This window comes from Pluralibacter gergoviae ATCC 33028 = NBRC 105706, assembly GCF_001598855.1.
In the GTDB taxonomy this organism is placed as follows: Bacteria; Pseudomonadota; Gammaproteobacteria; order Enterobacterales; family Enterobacteriaceae; genus Pluralibacter; species Pluralibacter gergoviae.
In genome coordinates this window covers 89,505-109,918 of record NZ_BCZS01000009.1, presented here as the reverse complement: position 1 = coordinate 109,918, position 20,414 = coordinate 89,505, and the positions used below count along the sequence as shown (strand labels likewise).

Annotated in this window: 22 protein-coding genes; 2 read left to right on the top strand and 20 right to left on the bottom strand. The window is 60.5% G+C overall.

Annotated features, from left to right (window positions below):
• Positions 1 to 35: 35 nt before the first annotated feature.
• The 11 genes from ENGE1_RS11475 to cysG form a co-directional block, all read right to left on the bottom strand.
• Positions 36 to 662, bottom strand: coding sequence for a protein-L-isoaspartate(D-aspartate) O-methyltransferase (locus tag ENGE1_RS11475; RefSeq protein WP_043082262.1), 627 nt, complete (start codon positions 660 to 662; stop codon positions 36 to 38).
• Positions 656 to 1,417 (bottom strand): 5'/3'-nucleotidase SurE, encoded by a 762-nt coding sequence (gene surE, locus ENGE1_RS11470; RefSeq protein ID WP_043082261.1) that lies wholly within the window; start codon positions 1,415 to 1,417, stop codon positions 656 to 658. The genes ENGE1_RS11475 and surE overlap by 7 nt, the downstream gene beginning before the upstream one ends.
• The gene (gene truD, locus ENGE1_RS11465; protein WP_048253361.1) at positions 1,398 to 2,447 is read right to left on the bottom strand and encodes a tRNA pseudouridine(13) synthase TruD; all 1,050 of its coding nucleotides are present in this window, start codon (positions 2,445 to 2,447) and stop codon (positions 1,398 to 1,400) included. Before truD ends, surE begins: the two co-directional genes overlap by 20 nt.
• A complete protein-coding gene (gene ispF, locus ENGE1_RS11460; protein ID WP_048253362.1) occupies positions 2,444 to 2,923 on the bottom strand; it encodes a 2-C-methyl-D-erythritol 2,4-cyclodiphosphate synthase in 480 nt (159 codons plus the stop codon). Before ispF ends, truD begins: the two co-directional genes overlap by 4 nt.
• On the bottom strand, positions 2,923 to 3,633 hold the full coding sequence (gene ispD / locus ENGE1_RS11455; RefSeq protein WP_048253363.1) for a 2-C-methyl-D-erythritol 4-phosphate cytidylyltransferase: 711 nt from the start codon (positions 3,631 to 3,633) through the stop codon (positions 2,923 to 2,925). The genes ispF and ispD overlap by 1 nt, the downstream gene beginning before the upstream one ends.
• Positions 3,634 to 3,656: 23 nt before the next feature.
• Positions 3,657 to 3,974 carry a cell division protein FtsB gene (gene ftsB / locus ENGE1_RS11450; RefSeq protein WP_043082257.1) on the bottom strand — a complete coding sequence of 106 codons (318 nt, stop codon included), beginning with the start codon at positions 3,972 to 3,974 and terminating at the stop codon, positions 3,657 to 3,659.
• 151 nt (positions 3,975 to 4,125) lie between these two features.
• Positions 4,126 to 4,452 carry a DUF3561 family protein gene (locus ENGE1_RS11445; RefSeq protein WP_043082256.1) on the bottom strand — a complete coding sequence of 109 codons (327 nt, stop codon included), beginning with the start codon at positions 4,450 to 4,452 and terminating at the stop codon, positions 4,126 to 4,128.
• A 43-nt stretch (positions 4,453 to 4,495) separates the two neighbouring features.
• A complete protein-coding gene (cysC, locus tag ENGE1_RS11440; RefSeq protein WP_043082255.1) occupies positions 4,496 to 5,101 on the bottom strand; it encodes an adenylyl-sulfate kinase in 606 nt (201 codons plus the stop codon).
• Positions 5,101 to 6,528: a sulfate adenylyltransferase subunit CysN gene (cysN, locus tag ENGE1_RS11435; protein ID WP_048253364.1), complete on the bottom strand. Its 1,428-nt coding sequence runs from the start codon at positions 6,526 to 6,528 to the stop codon at positions 5,101 to 5,103. The genes cysC and cysN overlap by 1 nt, the downstream gene beginning before the upstream one ends.
• A gap of 9 nt (positions 6,529 to 6,537) precedes the next feature.
• Positions 6,538 to 7,446, bottom strand: a complete 909-nt coding sequence (gene cysD, locus ENGE1_RS11430) for a sulfate adenylyltransferase subunit CysD (RefSeq protein WP_043082253.1) — start codon at positions 7,444 to 7,446, stop codon at positions 6,538 to 6,540.
• Positions 7,447 to 7,455: 9 nt separating this feature from the next.
• Positions 7,456 to 8,871 (bottom strand): siroheme synthase CysG, encoded by a 1,416-nt coding sequence (gene cysG / locus ENGE1_RS11425; RefSeq protein WP_048253365.1) that lies wholly within the window; start codon positions 8,869 to 8,871, stop codon positions 7,456 to 7,458.
• 239 nt (positions 8,872 to 9,110) lie between these two features.
• On the opposite strand from cysG, the gene ENGE1_RS11420 reads away from it, so the two are divergent.
• On the top strand, positions 9,111 to 10,175 hold the full coding sequence (locus ENGE1_RS11420) for an aminopeptidase (RefSeq protein ID WP_048253366.1): 1,065 nt from the start codon (positions 9,111 to 9,113) through the stop codon (positions 10,173 to 10,175).
• Positions 10,176 to 10,435: 260 nt separating this feature from the next.
• On the opposite strand, the gene cas2e is transcribed toward ENGE1_RS11420, so the two are convergent.
• The 9 genes from cas2e to ENGE1_RS28970 all read right to left on the bottom strand — a co-directional run bounded on the left by cas2e (position 10,436) and on the right by ENGE1_RS28970 (position 19,745).
• Positions 10,436 to 10,729, bottom strand: coding sequence for a type I-E CRISPR-associated endoribonuclease Cas2e (gene cas2e, locus ENGE1_RS11415; protein ID WP_045289337.1), 294 nt, complete (start codon positions 10,727 to 10,729; stop codon positions 10,436 to 10,438).
• Positions 10,730 to 10,731: 2 nt separating this feature from the next.
• Positions 10,732 to 11,649, bottom strand: a complete 918-nt coding sequence (cas1e, locus tag ENGE1_RS11410) for a type I-E CRISPR-associated endonuclease Cas1e (RefSeq protein WP_048253367.1) — start codon at positions 11,647 to 11,649, stop codon at positions 10,732 to 10,734.
• Positions 11,649 to 12,356 (bottom strand): type I-E CRISPR-associated protein Cas6/Cse3/CasE, encoded by a 708-nt coding sequence (gene cas6e, locus ENGE1_RS11405; protein WP_048253368.1) that lies wholly within the window; start codon positions 12,354 to 12,356, stop codon positions 11,649 to 11,651. Before cas6e ends, cas1e begins: the two co-directional genes overlap by 1 nt.
• Positions 12,356 to 13,081: a type I-E CRISPR-associated protein Cas5/CasD gene (cas5e, locus tag ENGE1_RS11400; protein ID WP_045289334.1), complete on the bottom strand. Its 726-nt coding sequence runs from the start codon at positions 13,079 to 13,081 to the stop codon at positions 12,356 to 12,358. Before cas5e ends, cas6e begins: the two co-directional genes overlap by 1 nt.
• 9 nt (positions 13,082 to 13,090) lie before the next feature.
• Complete coding sequence (cas7e, locus tag ENGE1_RS11395; protein ID WP_048253369.1) at positions 13,091 to 14,152, bottom strand: type I-E CRISPR-associated protein Cas7/Cse4/CasC; 1,062 nt, start codon at positions 14,150 to 14,152, stop codon at positions 13,091 to 13,093.
• 24 nt (positions 14,153 to 14,176) lie between these two features.
• Positions 14,177 to 14,773 carry a type I-E CRISPR-associated protein Cse2/CasB gene (casB, locus tag ENGE1_RS11390; RefSeq protein WP_048253370.1) on the bottom strand — a complete coding sequence of 199 codons (597 nt, stop codon included), beginning with the start codon at positions 14,771 to 14,773 and terminating at the stop codon, positions 14,177 to 14,179.
• Positions 14,760 to 16,322: a type I-E CRISPR-associated protein Cse1/CasA gene (gene casA, locus ENGE1_RS11385; RefSeq protein ID WP_048253371.1), complete on the bottom strand. Its 1,563-nt coding sequence runs from the start codon at positions 16,320 to 16,322 to the stop codon at positions 14,760 to 14,762. Before casA ends, casB begins: the two co-directional genes overlap by 14 nt.
• A gap of 515 nt (positions 16,323 to 16,837) precedes the next feature.
• Positions 16,838 to 19,543 (bottom strand): CRISPR-associated helicase/endonuclease Cas3, encoded by a 2,706-nt coding sequence (locus ENGE1_RS11380; RefSeq protein WP_048253372.1) that lies wholly within the window; start codon positions 19,541 to 19,543, stop codon positions 16,838 to 16,840.
• A gap of 28 nt (positions 19,544 to 19,571) precedes the next feature.
• A complete protein-coding gene (locus tag ENGE1_RS28970; RefSeq protein WP_169804722.1) occupies positions 19,572 to 19,745 on the bottom strand; it encodes a hypothetical protein in 174 nt (57 codons plus the stop codon).
• A gap of 206 nt (positions 19,746 to 19,951) precedes the next feature.
• Between ENGE1_RS28970 and ENGE1_RS29485 the strand changes: the two genes are divergently transcribed.
• Positions 19,952 to 20,116, top strand: coding sequence for a toxin-antitoxin system TumE family protein (locus tag ENGE1_RS29485; RefSeq protein ID WP_329958747.1), 165 nt, complete (start codon positions 19,952 to 19,954; stop codon positions 20,114 to 20,116).
• Positions 20,117 to 20,414 lie beyond the last annotated feature (298 nt).

Here is a 20,414-nt window from a genome sequence, read left to right as displayed (position 1 = left end):
ATCATCGCGTTGAAATAAACAGGAAAAATCCTGTATTACGCCAGTTCGCCTTTTACCAGCGGCACAAAGCGAACTGCTTCTACGGTATCAATAGTGAATTCTGTTCCCCGCCGGCGCACGCGCTTAAGGAACTGGTGCTCGTCGCCGACGGGTAAGACCATCACGCCGCCGTCGTCCAGCTGCGCAACCAGCGCCGCCGGGATCTCCTGCGGCGCGGCGGTAACAATAATGGCATCAAACGGCGCTCTTGCCTTCCATCCCTGCCAGCCATCGCCGTGTCGAGTTGAAACATTATGTAAATCAAGCTGCTTAAGCCTGCGGCGGGCGTGCCACTGCAGACTCTTGATGCGCTCAACGGAGCAGACGTGGTGCACGAGATGGGCGAGGATCGCCGTCTGGTAGCCGGAGCCGGTGCCTATCTCCAGCACGCGCGATCCCGGGGTCAGGGCCAGCAGTTCGGTCATCCGCGCCACCATATAGGGCTGAGAGATAGTCTGGCCCTGGCCTATCGGCAGGGCCACGTTCTCCCAGGCCTTATGCTCAAACGCTTCGTCGATAAACTTTTCGCGCGGCACCGCGGCAATCGCCGCCAGCACCCGCTCATCGCTGATGCCCTGACTGCGAAGAAGGTTGAGCAGCGTCTGGACGCGTTGGCTTACCATTTCGCGCCGACCTCCGCGCGTTCAAGCCAGTCGGATACCACCTCCCGCGCGCTGTGGGCGGTAAGATCGACGTGCAGCGGGGTGACGGAGACGTAGCCTTCGTCAACGGCGGCAAAGTCGGTATCCGGGCCGGCGTCGCACTTTTCGCCCGGCGGCCCAATCCAGTAGAGGGTATTGCCGCGCGGATCCTGCTGCGGGATAACCTTGTCCGCCGGATGGCGGCTGCCGCAGCGGGTGACGCGGATGCCTTTGATCTCAGAGAGCGGCAGGTCCGGCACGTTGATATTGAGGATGCGCCCGGTGCGCAGCGGCTCTCTGGCGAGGGCGCGCAGGATGGTGCAGGTGACGGCGGCGGCCGTGTCGTAGTGCTGATGGCCGTTGAGGGAGACGGCAACCGCCGGGAAGCCGAGGTGGCGCCCCTCCATGGCTGCCGCCACGGTGCCGGAATAGATAACGTCGTCCCCGAGGTTCGGCCCGGCATTGATGCCGGAAACGACCACGTCAGGGCGCGGGCGCATCAGCGTGTTAACGCCGAGAAAGACGCAGTCGGTAGGCGTTCCCATCTGCACGGCGATATCGCCATTGTCAAAGGCCACGGTGCGCAGCGACGACTCAAGGGTCAGCGAGTTGGATGCGCCGCTGCGGTTACGATCGGGTGCAACAACCTGAACCTCGGCGAACTCCCGCAAGGCCCTTGCCAGGGTCTGGATCCCCGGCGCGTGGATCCCGTCATCGTTACTCAGCAATATTCGCATAGTCACCCGTTGTAGTGATTAGTTCCCTGACGACGCTGGTGGCAAAGCTGCCCGCCGGCAGCCAGAACTTCACTTCGGCGGTGGCGTCGTCCCACCACTGCCAGCTGAGCTGCTGCGGATAGAGCAGCATCGCCCGGCGCGCGGCCTCCACTTTTTCGCGCACCAGCAGCGACTGCAGCAAAGTTTCGTCAGCCAGCGCCTGCTGCTCGAAGGCCTGCGCCGCGCGCTGGCTTCCCCAGTCGCCGCTGCCCGGCAGCGGGGCGGTGACCATCAGATCGCGGTCATCGACGCGGACCTGCAGGCCAGGCATCTCTTCTTCGGTGGCCACAAACCAGCTGCCGCGCCCCGCTAATTGTAGCGCATCGCCGTCAACAACTTGATTAAAGTCCGTTTTTTTTAGCCGCTCGCTGACTACCTGATTAAACAACGCGCTGCGGGCCGCCGACAACCAGAAACTGCGTTTATTGCGATCGCGTACCGGCCCGCCGCTTTCCGCCCAGCGCAGAGCGCCGCTGAGGTTGCTGCCGCCGATGCCGAAGCGCTGGGCGCCGAAGTAATTAGGCACGCCGTTTTCCGCCACGGCCTGCAGGCGGGCCTCGACGTCGGCGCGGCGGGAGATATCGCGCAGGATAAGCGTAAAGGCGTTCCCCTTCAGCGCCCCCAGGCGCAGCTTGCGCTTATGGCGGGCGAATTCCAGCACCTCGCAGCCCTCAAGCTGGAATTTGCCCATCTCCGGCATCTCTTTGCCGGGCAGGCGCGCGCACAGCCACTGTTCGGTGACCGCGTGCTTGTCTTTTTGCCCGGCGAAGCTGACTTCGCGGGCAGGCACTTTCAGGAACTTCGCCAGCGCATCGGCCACGAAGCGGGTGTTGCAGCCGCGCTTGCGGATGCGCACCAGCAGATGCTCGCCCTCGCCGTCCGGCGCAAAGCCTAAATCCTCCACCACCAGAAAGTCTTCCGGGCTCGCCTTGAGCTGCCCCTCGCTTTCCGGCCTGCCGTGCAGGTAAGTTAGCTGGTCAAAGGCGATCATGACTGCGCCTTGTGCAGCAGCGCCACCGCCTCGCAGGCAATGCCTTCTCCGCGCCCGGTAAAGCCGAGCTTCTCGGTGGTGGTGGCTTTGACGTTAACGTCATCCATATGGCAGCCGAGATCTTCGGCGATAAATACCCGCATCTGCGGAATGTGCGGCAGCATCTTCGGCGCCTGGGCGATGAGAGTGACGTCGACGTTGCCGAGGGTATAGCCCTTCTCCTGGATACGCCGCCAGGCCTCGCGCAGCAGGGCGCGGCTGTCGGCGCCCTTGAAGGCCGGATCGGTATCCGGGAACAGCTTGCCGATATCGCCCAGCGCCGCCGCGCCCAGCAGGGCATCGGTCAGGGCGTGTAGCGCTACGTCGCCGTCGGAGTGGGCCAGCAGCCCCTTGTCAAAAGGAATGCGCACGCCGCCAATAATGATCGGGCCCTCGCCGCCGAAGGCGTGTACGTCAAAACCGTGTCCAATTCGCATTATGCCTGCTCCTGATGTCCGATACGGGTAAGGTAAAATTCCGCGAGCCGCAGGTCTTCCGGGCGGGTGACTTTAATATTATCGGCCCGGCCCGGCACCAGCTGCGGATGATAACCGCAGTACTCCAGCGCCGAGGCTTCGTCGGTGATGACGGCACCTTCTTTGAGCGCCCTGTTCAGGCAGTCAAAGAGCAGCTCGCGGGGAAAAAATTGCGGGGTCAGCGCGTGCCAGAGGTCAACGCGCTCGACGGTATGGGCGATCGCCTCTTTGCCGGGTTCCGCGCGCTTCATGGTATCGCGCACCGGCGCGGCGAGAATGCCGCCAACCCGGCTGATTTCACTCAGAGTCAGCAGCCTGTCGAGGTCATCGCGGTGCAGGCAGGGGCGCGCGGCGTCGTGTACCAGCACCCAGTCGGCGTCGCCCGCGGCGCGCAGGCCCGCCATCACCGAGTCGGCGCGTTCGCTGCCGCCGTCAACGACGGTGATCTGCGGATGCTGCGCCAGCGGCAGCGCGGCAAAGCGCGCGTCTCCCGGCGAGATGGCGATAATCACCCGCGCAACGCGCGGATGCGCCAGCAGCGCGCCGACGGCATGTTCGAGAATCGTTTTGTTACCGATTGAGAGGTACTGCTTGGGGCATTCCGTCTGCATGCGGCGGCCGGCTCCAGCGGCCGGCACCACGGCGCAAACGCCCGGAAAAGTGGCTGCCATGTAATAATCCTGGGCCCGTCTGTTTATCGAGTATTTTGTCCCGCGCCTGGGCCCTGATTGCGTTTCGAAGCGTCGGGAACCAGGCGGTAGAAGGTTTCGCCCGGGCGGGTCATGCTGAGTTCGTTGCGCGCGCGCTCTTCGATAGCCTCCTGGCCACCGTTAAGGTCGTCAATTTCCGCAAACAGCTGATCGTTGCGCGCCTTGAGTTTGGCGTTGGTCGCCTGCTGGGCCGTCACGTCATCATTGACGCGGCGGTAGTCGTGCAGACCGTTCTTACCAAACCAGAGCGAATACTGCAGCCAGACCAGTAAAGCCAGCAGCAGCAGCGTAAGTTTACCCATCCTGCCCCCTGAAAAACGGCATCATCATCCCGTAACCTGCCGGCGAACGCAGTCCGGCGTGCGGACGACGCCGCATATCGCCGGGAATGTACCACATTTTGTAGCTTGAGTTGTACGTCTCATTGCAATCCGTTGGCGTCTTTCGCGGCGCTTATCCCAGCAGCCACAAAAAAAGCACTCCGAACATCACCATCACGGCAAGCAGCGTCGCCACGATGCTGTAGGGGAGCCGGCCGTTAAGCAGCGAGTGCAGCGCAACGCCAATGACCACCGAAACCGGCAGCAGCGCGAGGAAGAAAGGCCAGGTATAGAGGAAAAACAGCAGGGTGTTTCTACCGTACAGCAAGAACGGAAGCCCCAGGGCCATCAGCCACGCCGCAAACCCCACGGCGGCACCGGAAAGGGACCAGATGGTCTCTTCCGAGTCCGATGCCATAGGGTTTGAGCGGGCAATCGTCATATTCTGGGTATTACGCATATCCAATCCTGTTTACTGACGGGCCAGCAAAACCGGCCCGGTCTCAGGATCTGATAATATCGTTCTGCCTCAGGAGGTCTAATAATTGGTTAACCAAATTTGTTACCAATTGTTCACCCTCCAGGTGGATCTCAGCCGCTTCCGGCGCCTCGTAGACCGAGTCTATGCCGGTGAAGTTGCGCAGTTCGCCGGCCCTCGCTTTCTTGTACAGCCCTTTCGGATCGCGGGCTTCACACACCTCTAAAGGCGTATCCACAAACACTTCAAAGAAGCGCCCTGCCCCGAGCCTGTCGCGCACCATCTGCCGCTCGGCCCGGTGGGGTGAGATAAAGGCGGTCAGCACCACCAGCCCGGCTTCCACCATCAGGCTGGCGACTTCGCCAACGCGGCGAATATTTTCCTTACGATCGGCATCGCTGAAGCCCAGGTCGCTGCACAGGCCGTGGCGCACGTTGTCGCCGTCCAGCAGATAGGTGCTGACGCCGAGCTTGTGCAGCGCCTCCTCCAGCGCCCCCGCGACCGTCGATTTACCCGACCCCGAGAGGCCGGTAAACCACAGCACCACGCCGCGATGGCCGTGGAGCTGCTCCCGCTGTTCGCGGGTGACCGGATGCGGATGCCAGACCACATTCTCGTCGTGGGCGGCCATTACTTGCCTCCCAGCAGATCGCGCGCGCCCCAGTGCGGGAAGTGCTTGCGTACCAGCGCGTTAAGCTCCAGCTCAAAGGCGCTGAAGTTGCCGCTACCGGCAACCGCTCCGGCCTTCGGCTCGCGGACCATGCCCGCGCCGACGGTAACGTTGCTCAGGCGGTCGATAAAGATCATCCCGCCGGTGACCGGGTTATTCTGATAGCTGTCGAGCGCCAGCGGCTCATCAAAGGTCAGCTCCACCAGCCCGATGCCGTTCAGCGGCAGGCTATCGACCTCGCGGTGGGTCAGATTGTTGATATCCACCTGGTACGCGATGCTGTCCACCCGCGCGCGGGTCTTTTTACCGGCAATCTTGATCTCGTAGCTCTGGCCCGGCTGCAGCGGCAGCTCGGCCATCCACACCACATCAACGCTGGCGCGCTGTACGGCGGGCAGATTCTGATCGGCGTCGAGCAGCAGATCGCCGCGGCTGATGTCGATTTCATCCTTCAGCACCAGGGTAACGGCCTCGCCGGCAGCGGCCTCCTGCAAATCGCCGTCAAAGGTGACGATCCGCGCCACGCTGGACTCAACGCCGGACGGCAGCACCTTCAGGCGCTGGCCGACCTTCACCGTGCCGGAGGCCACGGTGCCGGAAAAACCGCGAAAGTCGAGGTTCGGGCGGTTAACGTACTGTACCGGGAAGCGCAGCGGCTGCTCGTCAACCACGCGATGGATCTCCACGGTCTCCAGCACTTCCAGCAGCGTCGGGCCGCTGTACCACGGCATGTTCGTGCTCTGGGTCGCGACATTATCGCCCTCCAGCGCCGACAGCGGGACAAAGCGGATATCCAGGTCGCCAGGCAGCTGTTCGGCGAAGGTCAGATAGGCTTCGCGGATCTCGTTAAAGCGTTCTTCGCTGTACTCCACCAGGTCCATTTTATTGACCGCCACGACCAGGTGCCTAATGCCCAGCAGGGTGGAGATAAAGCTGTGGCGGCGGGTCTGATCGAGCACTCCCTTGCGGGCATCCATCAGCAGGATCGCCAGGTCGCAGGTGGAGGCGCCGGTGGCCATGTTGCGGGTGTACTGCTCGTGGCCGGGGGTGTCGGCAATAATGAACTTACGCTTTTCGGTAGAGAAGTAGCGGTAGGCCACGTCGATGGTGATGCCCTGCTCGCGCTCCGCCTGCAGGCCGTCCACCAGCAGGGCCAGATCCAGTTTTTCGCCCTGGGTGCCGTGACGCTTGCTGTCATTGTGCAGCGAGGAAAGCTGATCTTCATAAATCTGGCGGGTATCGTGCAGCAGGCGGCCGATCAGGGTGCTTTTGCCGTCATCGACGCTGCCGCAGGTCAGAAAGCGCAGCAGGCTTTTATGCTGCTGGGCGTGCAGGTAGGCTTCGACGCCGCCTTCGTTGGCAATCTGTTGTGCAATAGTGGTGTTCATGGCGGCTCCTTAGAAATAACCCTGACGTTTCTTCAGCTCCATCGAGCCTGCCTGGTCGCGGTCAATCACGCGGCCCTGACGTTCGCTGGTGGTCGAGACCAGCATCTCTTCGATGATCTCCGGCAGAGTCTGCGCTTCGGACTCCACCGCGCCGGTCAGCGGCCAGCAGCCGAGAGTGCGGAAGCGTACCATGCGGTTTTCGATCTTCTCGCCCGGCTGCAGATCGATGCGGTCATCGTCGATCATCATCAGCATACCGTCACGCTCCAGTACCGGGCGCTCCGCCGCCAGGTACAGCGGAACGATCTCGATATTTTCGAGGAAGATGTACTGCCAGATATCCAGCTCGGTCCAGTTGGAGAGCGGGAAGACGCGGATGCTTTCGCCTTTGTTAATCTGGCCGTTGTAGTTGTGCCACAGCTCCGGGCGCTGGTTTTTCGGGTCCCAGCGGTGGAAGCGGTCGCGGAAGGAGTAGATGCGCTCTTTAGCGCGGGACTTCTCCTCGTCGCGGCGCGCGCCGCCGAACGCGGCGTCAAAGCCGTACTTGTTCAGCGCCTGCTTCAGCCCTTCGGTTTTCATGATATCGGTGTGCTTGGCGCTGCCGTGAACGAACGGGTTGATGCCCATCGCCACGCCTTCCGGGTTTTGATGCACCAGCAGCTCGATACCGTACTCTTTAGCGGTGCGGTCGCGGAACTCGTACATCTCGCGGAACTTCCAGCCGGTATCGACGTGCAGCAGCGGGAACGGCAGCGTGCCCGGATAGAACGCCTTACGCGCCAGGTGCAGCATGACGCTGGAGTCCTTACCGATGGAGTACATCATCACCGGATTGGAAAATTCAGCGGCCACTTCGCGGATGATGTGGATGCTCTCCGCCTCCAGCTGCCGCAGGTGAGTCAGTCGTTTTTGGTCCATAACCGTTCCTTAAGCCATATTTACCAGTTCGGAGCGTACGCTCTCTGGATGTTGTGTTTTGTTAAACCAGGCGAGGCTCTGGTGCAGTTGCACCACTTCACCGATGACCAGCAGCGCCGGCATCGGGGCGTCTTTCGCCAGGTCTTCTAACTGTTGTAAGGTGCCCGCGATCACCTGCTGATCGGCGCGGGTGCCGCGGCTTATCACCGCCACCGGGGTGCGGGCATCGCGGCCGTGGGCCATCAGCTGGCGGCTGATGTCACCCGCCTTAAGAGTGCCCATGTAGATAGCCAGGGTCTGGCGGCTCTGCGCCAGCTGCGCCCAGTCGAATGGCGCGCTGTCGGCCTTATAGTGGCCGGTCACGAAAGTTACGCTCTGGGCGTGGTCGCGGTGGGTCAGCGGAATGCCGGCGTAGGCGGTAGCGCCCGCCGCCGCGGTAATGCCCGGCACCACCTGAAACGGAATGCCCGCCTCGGCGGCCGCCTGCAGCTCTTCGCCGCCGCGGCCAAAAATAAACGGATCGCCGCCTTTGAGGCGGACCACGGTTTTGCCTTCGCGGGCGGCGTCGACCAGCAGGCGGTTGGTCTCCTGCTGCGCCACGCTGTCGGACCCCGCGCGCTTGCCGACGCAGATCATCTCCGCGTCGCGGCGCACCAGGTCGCGCACCGCGTCGCTCACCAGATGGTCGTAAAACACCACATCGGCCTGCTGAATCATCTGCAGCCCGCGCAGGGTCAGGAGGCCGGCATCGCCGGGACCGGCGCCGACCAGCACAATTTCGCCGACCGGACGTTCGGGCCGGGCCAGTTCCTGCGCCAGCGCGTCTTCAGCGGCGGCTTCATTTCCGGCAGCCATCAGCCCGGCAAAAGGACCGGTCAGCGCCCGCTCCCAGAAGCGGCGGCGCTGGGCGACGGTGGTCAGGCGGCCTTTGATGCGCTCGCGCCACTCCCCGGCGGTCTGCGCCATCCGTCCGAGGCTCGCGGGCAGCAGCGCCTCCAGCTTTTCGCGCAGCAGACGCGCCAGCACGGGCGCGGTGCCGCCGGAGGAGATAGCCACCAGTATCGGCGAGCGGTCAACGATCGAGGGGAAGATAAAGGTGCACAGCGGCCTGTCGTCGACGACATTCACCAGCCGCTGCCGCGCTTCGGCGGCGGCGTGAACCCGGCGATTGAGGACCGGATCGTCGGTAGCCGCAATCACTAAAAAGATGCGGTCGAGCTGCGCCTCATCAAACGCCTGCGCCAGCCATTCTGCCTGCTGGTTCTCAACCAGCTCCCGCAGGTCGGGCGACAGCGCCTGCGCGACAATTTGCACTCTGGCGCCGGCCCGGCGCAGCAGCGATATTTTGCGGGCGGCAACGTCGCCGCCGCCGATCACCAGCACCGGACGGCCCTTCAGGGCGGCAAACAGAGGCAAATAATCCACAGCGTTACAACTCTTTCACATTAAGCATAGGGGGGACTATAGGGGGAGGCCGAAGGCAAATGAAATTACGAAATGGAATGAGTAGTTCCGCAAAGGAATAACACACCGGCAAAGCAAAGATCAAAATGTGCTTAAGCCGCAGAATTCCCGCATTTTCAGAGCGATTGAAATTGTGCGAGCGGGCGCACAGTCTCATACTAGCGCGGCGTATTTTTTTGCCCAGATTTAAGGATATCCCTATGTTCGCCCCCCTGTGCCGCCGCCTCTTCTGCCTGGCGCTCGGCGCATGCATCTCTGCACCCTCGTTCGCCGCGCCCACCGGCAGCTTCGCCAGCGAGCAGGCTCGCCATATCGCCACCTATTTTCCCGGCCGCATGACCGGTACGCCGGCCGAGATGCTGACGGCGGACTATCTGCGCCAGCAGTTTGCCGCGATGGGCTACGAGAGCGATATCCGCACCTTTAACAGCCGCTATATCTACACCGACCGCAACCATCGCCAGAGCTGGCGTAAAGTCACGGGCAGCACGGTGATTGCCGCCCGGGAAGGCTCAGATCCTCAGCAGATCGTGGTCATGGCGCATCTTGACACCTATGCTCCGCTCAGCGATGAGGACAGCGCCCATAACCTCGGCGGCCTGACGCTGCAGGGCATCGACGACAACGCCCTCGGCGTCGGCGTGATGCTGGAGCTGGCGGAGAAGCTCCGGGACGTCCCGATCCGCTACGGCATCCGCTTTATCGCCACCAGCGGCGAGGAGCAGGGCCGCCTGGGCGCCAAAAACCTGCTGGAGCGCATGACGCCGGAACAGCGTAAAAATACCCTGCTGGTGATCAACCTCGACAACCTGGCCGTGGGCGACAGGCTCTATTTCAACAGCGGCAAAAACACCCCCGAGGCCGTGCGCAAGCTGACCCGCGACCGGGCGCTGACTCTCGCCCACCGCTGGGGCGTACCGGCCGCCTCCAACCCCGGCCTTAACGCCGCCTATCCCAAAGGCACCGCCTGCTGCAGCGACGCCGACGTTTTCGACAGCGCCGGCATCCCGGTGCTGTCCGTCGAGGCCACCAACTGGTCGCTGGGCAAGAAAGACGGCTACCAGCAGCGGACCAAGTCCCGCACCTTCCCCGAGGGCACCAGCTGGCACGACCCGCGCCTTGATAATCAGCAGTACCTCGACAAAGCGCTGCCGGGGCGCATCGACCTGCGCGGACGCGAAGTGGTCAACGTGATGCTGCCGCTGGTGCGGGAGCTGGCAGGAACGGCGAAAGGCGCCAATGGGAATAAGAAGGTGGGGAAATAAGGGAACAGGGAATTGTTTATTGCTGATGCTGCGGAGGAGAGAGCATTGTCAGCTATTGCGGCATGGTTAGGTTGGTTTTGTTTCCGTAAGTACGGGGGAACACGTAATCTTCTTGCTCTTCCCACGTCCATTTGTCGATTTATCCCCGCTGGCGCGGGGAACACTCTAAATACAACCAACTGTTTTAAATCAGCTTTTTCAATGCACAAAATTCTACCAACATAAAACAAACAATTCCCCATTATTAAAGAGCTAATAACCTACTGATTATTATCAGGAAGAAACGAAACCAGCCTCAGTCCATCTAAATCTACCGGCACTCTTCTGTTTTCGCCCCAGGTCTGAAACTCAAAACCCGACTCCGAGTTGGTGGCCCACGCCATAACGACATTGCCCTCTTCAGCGAAGGCGGTGATTTGCTGCCAGATCATCTCGCGTATTCGCGCGGAGGTATCGCCGACGTAGACGCCCGCCCGTACCTCAAGCAGCCAGATAGCCAGTCTGCCGCGCAGGCGGGGCGGCACGTTTTCGGTAACAACCATCAGCATCGCCATGCTTACGAACTCCTGTGACCAGCATCGCCGAACGAGACCGGAGGGGGGATCGCAATCGGCTGCGCGTCGGCGGGCGGCTCGGGTGGAGAGATCTCTCCGGCCGCCAGCACCTCTTCAATCAGCGGAATGAGTTTCGCCAGTGTCTTGCCGCTGCGGAAAATATCCCGGCAGGCAATTCTGACTTCGCGGTCGGGCTCAGCGGGCCGGCGCCGCGCAATTTCAAAGGCTTTGGGCACGACGGTGTCGAACTTGATGATATCGGCAATATCGTAAACAAAAGAGAGCGGCTTGCCGGTATGCACGAAGCCAATAGCGGGCGCATAGCCCGCCGCGAGGACAGCCGCTTCAGTCACGCCGTACAGGCAGGCGGTTGCGGCGCTGATGCACTGATTGACGGTATCGCCCTTCTCCCAGTCTTTGGGATCGTAGCGGCGGCCGTGCCACTTAACGCCGTACTCTTTCGCCAGCAGGGCGTAGGTGGCCCTGACGCGGCTTCCTTCGATACCGCGAAGCTGATCGACCGATCGCCGCGCCGGGGCGGGTTCGCCGAAGCGCAGTTCGAACATTTTGCGCACCACCTTCAGGCGCAGATCGTCATCCAGCGCCAGCTTCGCCTGATAGAGCAGCTTGTCCGAGCGGGCGCCGCCGGGCTGGCCGGAGGCGTACAGGCGCACGCCCGCTTCGCCAACCCACACCAGCAGCGTCCCGACCGTTGCCGCCAGCCGGATCGCAGCGTGAGAGACGCGGGTGCCCGGCTCCAGCATAATGCAGGCTACGGATCCCACCGGGATATGCGTCCGCACGCCGGTTTTATCGATCAGGACAAAGGCGCCGTCGATCACGTCGATCTGCCCGTACTGGAGAAAGATCATCGAAACGCGATCCTTCAGCGGGATTGGGTTCAGCGGCAGCCAGGCCATCAGCGCCTCCTTTTCACCATCAATAGCCCGCAGCCCAGAGCCTTGCTTTTGCCCAGCCCGCAATAGAGCGCGGAGGTAAACGCCTGCGGATCGGTGACGCGCAGGGTGCCGGCAAAATCAACGCTGCTGAAAACAATCGGTTTGTCCTCTGCTGTGCGAGTAAGGCGGTGCTGGGTATAGGCAACAATGGTCGCTGTCGCCAATAGATCCTGCTGTTCGTCTTCCTCACCGGCCCACTCAAACAGCAGATCGGGCGCCTGTGCGACAAGTTCAAAGCCGTGCTTCTCTCCCTGCGCCTCAAGCCAGCGCCGGGCAGCAGCCTCCTGTAAGGCACTCCAGCGCTCCCGCGGGATCTCCTGTCTTTTAGCCTGATACCGCGCGTCCATCATGACATCGCTGCGTTTACCGCCCCGCGTCACCACCGGGTTGGCCCGCAGCTGAAAATCAAGCATCGCGCCGCTGGCGAGCTGCGGCGTGTAGGGGCGGGTTTCAATACAGAACAGATTATGCTGCGCCAGAGGCGGCACGGAGGAGAGGACAAAAAAGCCTCCGCCTTGCTCCTGGCGAAACAGAAACTGACGCTTATCCTGCTCCGGGAAAAGCTGCCACAGCCACTGGTGGCTGGCATAGGCCGCGTTCTCCTGCCATTTTTCCAGCATGGCAGGGCGAAGCGCGTCAAACTGAAGTTGGATCCGTGACAGGTACATTATTCCCTCCCCCGCAGCGGCCCGCCAAAGCGGGTGTAGCTGCCGAACTGCCAGCGGCGTCTGCTGAGCGGCTGATTGTTGCTGTGCAGGGTTTGTTCCGGCACAAGGCTTGTTTCCTCAGCGTCATCCCAGTAGCAGTATCCGCTTTCTTCGAGAAATCGATTCAGCTCCACCGGACGCAGCGTTTCTGCGGCGCGAAGTAATACCTGCTTCAAATCGCCCTCCAGCAGCTGCGGCATAAGCGGCAGCGCCAGCGGACAGGATTTCCTGCCAAGATAGAGCGAGAAATGCGGCCTGGTCAGCGCATCGCGCAGTTCGGCGAGCGTATGCGGGGCCCCGGACTTCGCCGATATGGCGACGTGCCAGTAACCATCGCAGCGGTATTCGCGCTGGGAAATCAGCGTGCCGACCTCATCAGGGGCCAGAGTAAGTTCATCCCGGCGGGTGTAGTAATTGAGCTTTTTATTCTCGCGCGGCGCGCTCACGGTGTGATAATCCCGCAGCCAGCGCGCTTTTTCAGAGAGGACGTGAACCGCAGTGTGGTAAGCCTCGTTAAACGCCGCTAGCCGTGACTCTTCCTCGCGGCGAATGCCTACCGCTGCGGCGAGCAGCCCGAGCAGCGCCGAGCGGGTCGGCATCGGCGCGGAGTGACGAATTTCGCCCACCGCCTCCTCTCCCCACGACGCCAGCGGCGAATAGAGCTGAAATACCAGATATTCCTTCATCGCATGTCCTTACTGGCTGACGAAAGTCAGCAGCGCGTCCAGAGATCCTCTGCTCTCCGGCACGCTGAATGCGCACTGGTCATCGGCACATTTACCGTAAACTTTTTCAAAGCTGTCGCGCTGCGCTTCCAGGCGCAGAATGGCCGTCTGAATCTGGTCTTCGCCGCGTACCGGCGTGAAGAAGGCCGCCGCCAGCGAGCGGGGCTGCTGCTGGCCGATTTCCGCCAGCGCGTAGGAGGCGTAGGCGCGGGAGGCGAAGCTGTTCTGCTTGCCGGTTGGCGCAACGGTGAGGGAGGCTTTGGTCAGGGCAACAATGGCGCGCTTCGCCAGCGCTTCATCGCCGCCGAGGTTTTCCACCAGCAGGTCGCGGTTAATGCACAGATAGGTGTAGAACAGCGCCGAGGCAAAGCCCTGCTCGCCCATGTGCGCAGAGCCTGCATCCTGCTCTTTATTGTTGAGGTCATCGACGGCGGTGAAGAAGTCGGACTCCACGGTCACGGCGCTGACGCCCAGCGCGTGGGAAACCTGGCAGGCCGCCTCGACGTTGAACTCCGGCGATGACGCCAGCATGCGGCCGAACATGGCGATATCCACGGACTGCTGATCTTTGCGCAGCAGCTTCAGCTCTTCATCATCGGGCTCGCGATCTTCAGCGATAAGCGTGGCAACCAGCGATTCGATCAGCGCTATCTCGTGATTGCTAATGTGAACCAGCTGTTCTGTTTCCAGATTCTTTTTGGGATCCGTGGGCTTTTTGTCGCTTTTTAATTTGCCGAACTGGCTGGCAATTTTCTCGGCCGCACTTTTTGCTTTTTTATCACTGATACCGGCTGCCACCATCGGATCAAAAACGTAATCACGCCCGATGCGCTGGGTGCGCTTACCGGTATTTTCACCGAGCTGCTCGTAAAAGGCTTCCGAGACGCGCCAGGCACGCTTGAGGCTTTGGGAGGAGACGCGCAGGCGATCCACGCCGCCCATAATGGCGGTTTTAGGTCTTCCGGAGTCGTCGCGGTTGAGGTTTGCCGGTGCGTAAGCGGTCAGAAAGTGAAGCTGAATAAAAGTGGTCATGGTGAATTCCTTTTAAATAACGGATTAGCGCAGAGTTGAGAGATATTCATTGGTCCAGCGAACGCGATGGCGGGCGAAGGGATCGGCCGGTTCGGGCCGGTGCGCTTCGCGCGCCTCCCACTCCCGCATCCAGATAAACAAGCTGTCTGCCAGGGACAGCACGTTGCATCCCTCCTTGCTGCGGATCCTGACGGCCTGAATCAGCAGGCGGCAAAAGTCATCCGGCGTGCGGGCATTCAGCAAACGCTCAAAGCGCAGTTTAGAAACGCACGGTGTCGCATCGTTCAGCTTCTCCCCCAGCTGGGCGGCAAAGCTATTCCTGGTATTATTGGTTTTGATATGCGCGGCCACGCAGGCAAAAAGCGAAAGTGCCATTTTATCAATGGGTTTGAGTTCAATCACTGCCGCCAGTCGGCGACACAGATCGTTGTAGGCCTCGCACAGCATCGCCCCGTAAGGCGGCTCCGCGCGCCTGAGCTCCGCCCGCCAGGCGCGTCCGTTGATTTTGGTATTGTTGTTCGTCACGTTGCGCTCAGACAGCATCTCACACCAGTCAGATAGCACCTTCTCGCATTCAGGTTTATTCAGATAGATTAAGGCGTCCGTTTTACTGCTTATCATGCTGCGTTTCCTTTTCTTCCTCGGCGCGCAGCAGCCACTCCTTGCGCGTCTTGAGTTTACGGTAGTCGCCGTCCAGCTGCTGACGGGCAGCAAGCTGGCGCATCAACACTTTTTCATCGCCTTCAGTGCTGTTCAGGATGCTGCGATCGAAGACGTTAACAATATAATGATGAAGGGCCCTGCTCCACTGGCGGCAAGCGGCCCGCGCCTCGGGCGCCTGCAACAAAGGATCGTCAGCCAGACGGTGAATTAAGCGGAGAAAAAGATGCTCAGTCTCCTGCCAGAAGGCGACCTCCGTCATGCTGAAATCGGCCTTTGCTTCCGAGGGAGCGTCAAACATGGCGCTTTTCAGCGCTTTCTTCAGGCAGAAGAGGGCATCAGAGGCCAGACCAATAGCCCTGGAAGCAAGTGCGGTAAAGCGATCAGGCTCTTCAGTGGTAATCAGCGGCACCCGGTGCTGATACCAGCAGCGCGCTTTGGCGTTATCCATATCGTAGGCAAAACACCACAGGCGGTTGCCGCGCAGACTTCTGGCTTCGCGCACTACTTTCGCAGGCTGCATGCTGTAGAAGTTATCCTCATTCTCCAGCAGCAGGCTTAGCCAGTCCTTATAGCCCAGCCCGCCCGGCTGTCCCTTGAGCGCCAGCCAGGGCGCGGAGGGATCTTTTTTGACTTTTCGGTACGGTGAGAGCGGATGCAGCCAGCTGTCGTACTGCACGCCGTAGTTTTTGCCGCGCATTTGCGTCAGCAGCGCGTCACTGTGCTCGCCGCAGAGATCGCAGCGCCCTGCTCGCGTGGCGGCGAAATCCAGCTCGATGCGGCGCGGCATCCCCCAGTACGCCTGCAGAGGATGGGCATTCTCCGGCGTCACCACCTTCCCTGCTTTATCGCTGGTCACGGTAGGCGCAAGCCAGGGGAAAATCAGCGGATATTTCGAGGGTTCCGGCAGGCTGTCACACGTTACGTTGAGCCAGAGCTTTTTCCACAGCGGCACGCTGCCTTCGTTCTCCGGGACAATCAGCGTCGTCATCGGCCCGCCGCCGCGCATCCCGACCCGATAGCCCGCGCCGCCCGCCGGAGAGTTGGTCTGTACGGTATACAGCGCCATTACGGCGCAGTGCGGGCAGATGCCCTCCACGCTGCCGCGCTTTACAAAGTGGTCTTTATTAAGCTTGAGGGTATTGCCGCCCGGGGCGTCAATCAGTAGCCCGCTGATGGAGCTACTGTCGCTGTCGAGTGCGTCAAAACTTTGCAGGAACGACGGCTTCTGCGGACCAAACCGCAGCGCGGTTGAGATGGCGCTCAGCCCCTTCTCCCACTGCCCGTCGGCAAAACCTTTCTTCCAGACGCGCTTCCAGTCGCTCTCATCCTCCGGCGGCACCGCACACTGCATAACGCCGATCAGCATCTGCCAGGCGGCGCCCTGAAAATCCGACCGCGGCCAGGCGAGGTCGATGACGGTGTCGTCTATCAGCTCCGAGAGAGAGATCTTCGTTTTCTTACCGGAGGAGAGCGTGACCGGAAGCCACTTCTCCGAAATCAAATCCATTCTGCTGACTCCTTTATGGCTGTCTTAATAGCTGGCCCCGGAGGGCCAGCTCTGCATTACGAACGTTTAAGTAAAGAAAACAGAAATGCGAATGCTATAATCATTTCCGCCTGGTTGAAGATAAAAGAGATGGTCAATCGAGCTCCCTTTCCGTTGATTACACACCAGACATCCAGTTAGAATTCAGTTCTCACACAGACTCGGCTTGGATGGCCTCCCTGGAGGCTGCAATTAAACCTCCATTAAGGCGATATTAATCCTTTGCTGAGTCACACTCAACGTAAATTTAAGTAGTAGCGTTCTTTTTTAACAAGAGAGATCCACGTCAATACTCCACCACTACTATTGGTTATCGATAAAATTTGCTGATAAAGTCCTGTCTTTCCCCGCATCAGCGGGGATGAACCGTAGTAGCGTTCTTGATTTACAGTGTTCCCCGCGCCAGCGGGGATAAACCGCAGCAAAACCGCGCTGAGATTCTGGAGTTGCTGAGTTCCCGCGCCAGCGGGGATAACCTACTTCCCCACCAACCCATACCGTCTGCTGTAATACTCCGCCTCACCGTCATGGGATACCAGCACCACCTGCGCAACCGGCCTGTGCTGCTGCTTGCGAAACTGCGCCAGCTGCTCGTCGTCCGGCTGTAAAAATGTGGCTTTGCGCTTATCCCACCAGCCTTTGCGCAGCGAAATCCGGCTTCTCTCCCAGCGGAAATCGCCCCCGCTGACGATGGGGTGAAGCTCGCCCTGCTCATCGCGCCAGGCCAGATACACGTCGATGCTCTCCTCGCCGAGGCGGGTAGAGAACTCCCGCTCCTCGTCCCACATAAAGTCGCTGGCGGTCCGGCTGTAGCCCTTATTGCGGTCGAGCAGGTTTTGTGAAGCCACAGAGCGCACCGCCAGAGTTTTGGCGTAGGCGTCATCGGAAACGGTTTGTAATCCTTCAGGTGCTTCTATGGTCTGTTCATAAACGCCGTCCACCAGCGCTCTGGCCCCTTCCGGCATGCGGATTTCTCCGATCTCGCGCAGCAGCGCCTGGGTACGCCACAGCGCGCCGTGGTCCGGATAGACATACTGCGTTCCCCCCAGTGCGGCGGCAAAGTGGTCTGCCGCCATATCGTCACGCCACTCGGGGGCGAGGACGTAGAGCACCGGCGCAGGCCGCTCGTCATCGCCGCGTCCTTTGAAGTTGCCTTCCGCATCGCGGATATGGCGCTGCAAGCGCCCGGCACGCTGGATAAGCAGGTCTATCGGCGCAAGGTCGGAAATCATGTAATCGAAATCGAGATCTAAAGATTGTTCGACGACCTGGGTGGCAACCAGTACTTTTCCCCGCCGCGCTTCTGACGGTGCCTCTTTCCCGAACCAGCTGAGGGTGTTGTCCTCAATGGATATCCGATCGGCAAACGCAAACCGGCTGTGGAACAGCAGCATATCGTCTTCAGGAATATCACCGGAATTGAGCAGCTGCCGGTAGCTTTCCAGCGCCTCATCGACGGTATTGCGGATCCAGCAGATGCACTGCCCGCCGGCAGCGGCCTGCTTAATCAGGGCTATCGCCTCGGCAGGCTGCGTCAGCCAGCGCACCTGCGAGGTGCGCTGCACTTCCGGTCGGGTGGCGAGCCTCTGCTCAGAGAGCCCGGCCGCGCTCAGGTGGCTGAGCAGAGGGTAATCCGACTGCTGGAGTGCGCTTGCGGCGTAACCGGCGCCGGCATTGAATGCCGCCAGCAGCTTCTCGCGCAGCGAAACGGGAAGCGTGGCGCTGAGCACCACGGCGCTGCCGCCCTGCGCGGCGTGAAAGCGCAGCAGCCCCTCCAGCAGGCGAACCATATAGCCGTCGTAGGCGTGGACTTCGTCGAGCAGCAGCACTTTGTCGCGCATTCCGAGCAGGCGCAGAGACTGGTGGCGAAACGGCATCACCGCCATCAGCAGCTGGTCGAGCGTGCCGACGCCGATCTCCGCCAGCAGCGCTTTCTTACGCGAGTCGGCGTACCAGGCGTTGCACTGGCTGGTTGCTGTGGCCTCATCTCTGGCATAACCCTCGTTCGATCCGGCCATCGGCTGCCAGATAGAGTGGCGGAAGGCATCGGACATCTCGCGGGTGCTGTGGGCGAGCATCAGCGAGGGCGCTGAATCGGGGCTAAAGAGTTGCCGGTAGGCTTTCTGCAGGCGCTGATACATGGCGTTGGCCGTCGCCATGCCCGGCAGACCAACATACAGCCCCTTGCCTTTTCCCGCCGACAGCAGGCGGTGCGCCAGTATCAGCGCCGCCTCTGTTTTCCCGGCGCCGGTAACGTCCTCCATGATGACGAGCTGCGGTCCCGGCGCGGTGATATCCAGCTCGCACGCCTTCTGCTGCAGCGGCGTCAGCGTATCAATAAACGGAAACAGGGCCTGATGGCCGGAGTAAGGATTCAGTAATGAAGGCCGAGGGATGTTCGCCAGCGCCCGCTCTGCCTTTTCGCAGGCCAGCGGCCAGTAGTCAGCAAGCGGCATCGGAGTGTCTGAGAGGGGAAACAGAGCCTGGTCAGAACCAATCCAGTCGCAGAGCGTCATCACCCCGGCGAAGAGCCAGCTCTGCTCGCGGATATGCCTGAGCCCTTCTTTATTGTCGTCCAACCACGCATCGGGCAGTGAAAACGGGAACAGGATGCTGAGATCTTCGATAAAGCGCTGAGCGGCGGCCTTATCGCCCTGATAAAAAGCCTCGGAGGCTTTCCTGTTTCCTTCCTCTGGTGGAAGACCGTGATGCCCGGTACTCAGTGAAGCCCAGGCATTAAGCGCCTGGTCGTATTCATCGCGCATTTCGACATCAACATCAGGAATAAGCTGGCTATCTCCCTGCGTCCAGTCGGCAAAGAGCTCATGCCATAGATGCATACCCAGAGAATCGTGCCGCAAAGATGCGTGAATGCCCGTTACGGGAGGAACCAGCGGAGAGTCGGGAAAGCTGGCAAAGCGCTGAAAGCCGCGGGCGAATTTACCGATATCGTGAATGGAGAACAGCCAGGCAACCCAGTTCAGAGCATCCTGCCCCTCTATACCGCAAGCTGCCAGCCTGTCACGCAGACCAAACCGGTTTGTTTCGGCCATCTTATATCCGCAGGCGGCGACATCGAGACAATGATAGGCCAGCAGGTGCCAGGCAGGCTCGTTTTCTACCGGCGGACGCCGCGTTTTACCCCAGTAGCGAAGATAGTCTGGATACCCGGCATACTCCATGTCGTTTTATACTCCTGATGAATGATGTTCAATCAAACGATATCTTCAATTGATACAGCGTTTTCTGACCGTTCGCCGTGATTTCGGACGCGATTTGTTCTTTTACCAGGATCCGCAGATTGGCCCTGGCCGTATTGTCGGCAATGCCGAGCGTATCCCTGACCTCTGCGACCGACCAGAGTTTTCCGGGATCGGTGAGCATAATATTGCCCAGCGTCACCTGCCGCGGCGTCAGGCGTTTTAACGCTCCTGACTGGTAAAGCAGTCAGTCTACTTTCGCCGAGCGGGCAAGAGTCTCCTCGACATGTTTTTACATCAACAAGGAGGTTCAACGATGCCCGCTGTTGAGTTGATAATTCGACGCATCCTGATTGCCGATAACGCCTTCGCGGCCATCCGCATTTTAGAGTGGATCCGGCAATTTTAGATAGTCAGCACGCGTACAAATACAGCCTGTCCTGTATCGTTGATGGCGTTTGCGTGATGTGCTATGACAATGAACGCGGTAAAGGAAACCATAAGCATTTCTGCAACCGCGAATTTCCGCTTAAGTCACCACGATTGACAACCTGATTGCCAATTTTTATGCCGATATTCCACAGCCCATCAAAGTACATGCGGGAACGCAAATCGGTGAAACCCTGGGCAAGCAGCAGGGTAATTTCCGGCTCCAGCAGGTACCTAGGATTGTTGGCCGACGGGTGACGGGGTGGCGAACGGCCAGAGTGGTTTCAAAATCGATCCGGGGCGTTGCCAGGACGCACGGCAGCAGCCCGGCGCTGGACGGTTCTGTCATGCGCCCCGCTCCGATAATGTGAAAAGACACTGCCTTTTAAATAAGAGGAACGCTGAAATTTAAGTGACTTATTTT

Excerpts from the sequence above, each read along its gene's own strand:
- ENGE1_RS11475 (WP_043082262.1), bottom strand. The coding sequence starts at position 662 with ATGGTAAGCCAACGCGTCCAGACGCTGCTCAACCTTCTTCGCAGTCAG.
- surE (WP_043082261.1), bottom strand. The coding sequence starts at position 1,417 with ATGCGAATATTGCTGAGTAACGATGACGGGATCCACGCGCCGGGGATC.
- truD (WP_048253361.1), bottom strand. The coding sequence starts at position 2,447 with ATGATCGCCTTTGACCAGCTAACTTACCTGCACGGCAGGCCGGAAAGC.
- ispF (WP_048253362.1), bottom strand. The coding sequence starts at position 2,923 with ATGCGAATTGGACACGGTTTTGACGTACACGCCTTCGGCGGCGAGGGC.
- ispD (WP_048253363.1), bottom strand. The coding sequence starts at position 3,633 with ATGGCAGCCACTTTTCCGGGCGTTTGCGCCGTGGTGCCGGCCGCTGGA.
- ftsB (WP_043082257.1), bottom strand. The coding sequence starts at position 3,974 with ATGGGTAAACTTACGCTGCTGCTGCTGGCTTTACTGGTCTGGCTGCAG.
- ENGE1_RS11445 (WP_043082256.1), bottom strand. The coding sequence starts at position 4,452 with ATGCGTAATACCCAGAATATGACGATTGCCCGCTCAAACCCTATGGCA.
- cysC (WP_043082255.1), bottom strand. The coding sequence starts at position 5,101 with ATGGCCGCCCACGACGAGAATGTGGTCTGGCATCCGCATCCGGTCACC.
- cysN (WP_048253364.1), bottom strand. The coding sequence starts at position 6,528 with ATGAACACCACTATTGCACAACAGATTGCCAACGAAGGCGGCGTCGAA.
- cysD (WP_043082253.1), bottom strand. The coding sequence starts at position 7,446 with ATGGACCAAAAACGACTGACTCACCTGCGGCAGCTGGAGGCGGAGAGC.
- ENGE1_RS11420 (WP_048253366.1), top strand. The coding sequence starts at position 9,111 with ATGTTCGCCCCCCTGTGCCGCCGCCTCTTCTGCCTGGCGCTCGGCGCA.
- cas2e (WP_045289337.1), bottom strand. The coding sequence starts at position 10,729 with ATGGCGATGCTGATGGTTGTTACCGAAAACGTGCCGCCCCGCCTGCGC.
- cas1e (WP_048253367.1), bottom strand. The coding sequence starts at position 11,649 with ATGGCCTGGCTGCCGCTGAACCCAATCCCGCTGAAGGATCGCGTTTCG.
- cas6e (WP_048253368.1), bottom strand. The coding sequence starts at position 12,356 with ATGTACCTGTCACGGATCCAACTTCAGTTTGACGCGCTTCGCCCTGCC.
- cas5e (WP_045289334.1), bottom strand. The coding sequence starts at position 13,081 with ATGAAGGAATATCTGGTATTTCAGCTCTATTCGCCGCTGGCGTCGTGG.
- cas7e (WP_048253369.1), bottom strand. The coding sequence starts at position 14,152 with ATGACCACTTTTATTCAGCTTCACTTTCTGACCGCTTACGCACCGGCA.
- casB (WP_048253370.1), bottom strand. The coding sequence starts at position 14,773 with ATGATAAGCAGTAAAACGGACGCCTTAATCTATCTGAATAAACCTGAA.
- casA (WP_048253371.1), bottom strand. The coding sequence starts at position 16,322 with ATGGATTTGATTTCGGAGAAGTGGCTTCCGGTCACGCTCTCCTCCGGT.
- ENGE1_RS11380 (WP_048253372.1), bottom strand. The coding sequence starts at position 19,543 with ATGGAGTATGCCGGGTATCCAGACTATCTTCGCTACTGGGGTAAAACG.
- ENGE1_RS28970 (WP_169804722.1), bottom strand. The coding sequence starts at position 19,745 with ATGCTCACCGATCCCGGAAAACTCTGGTCGGTCGCAGAGGTCAGGGAT.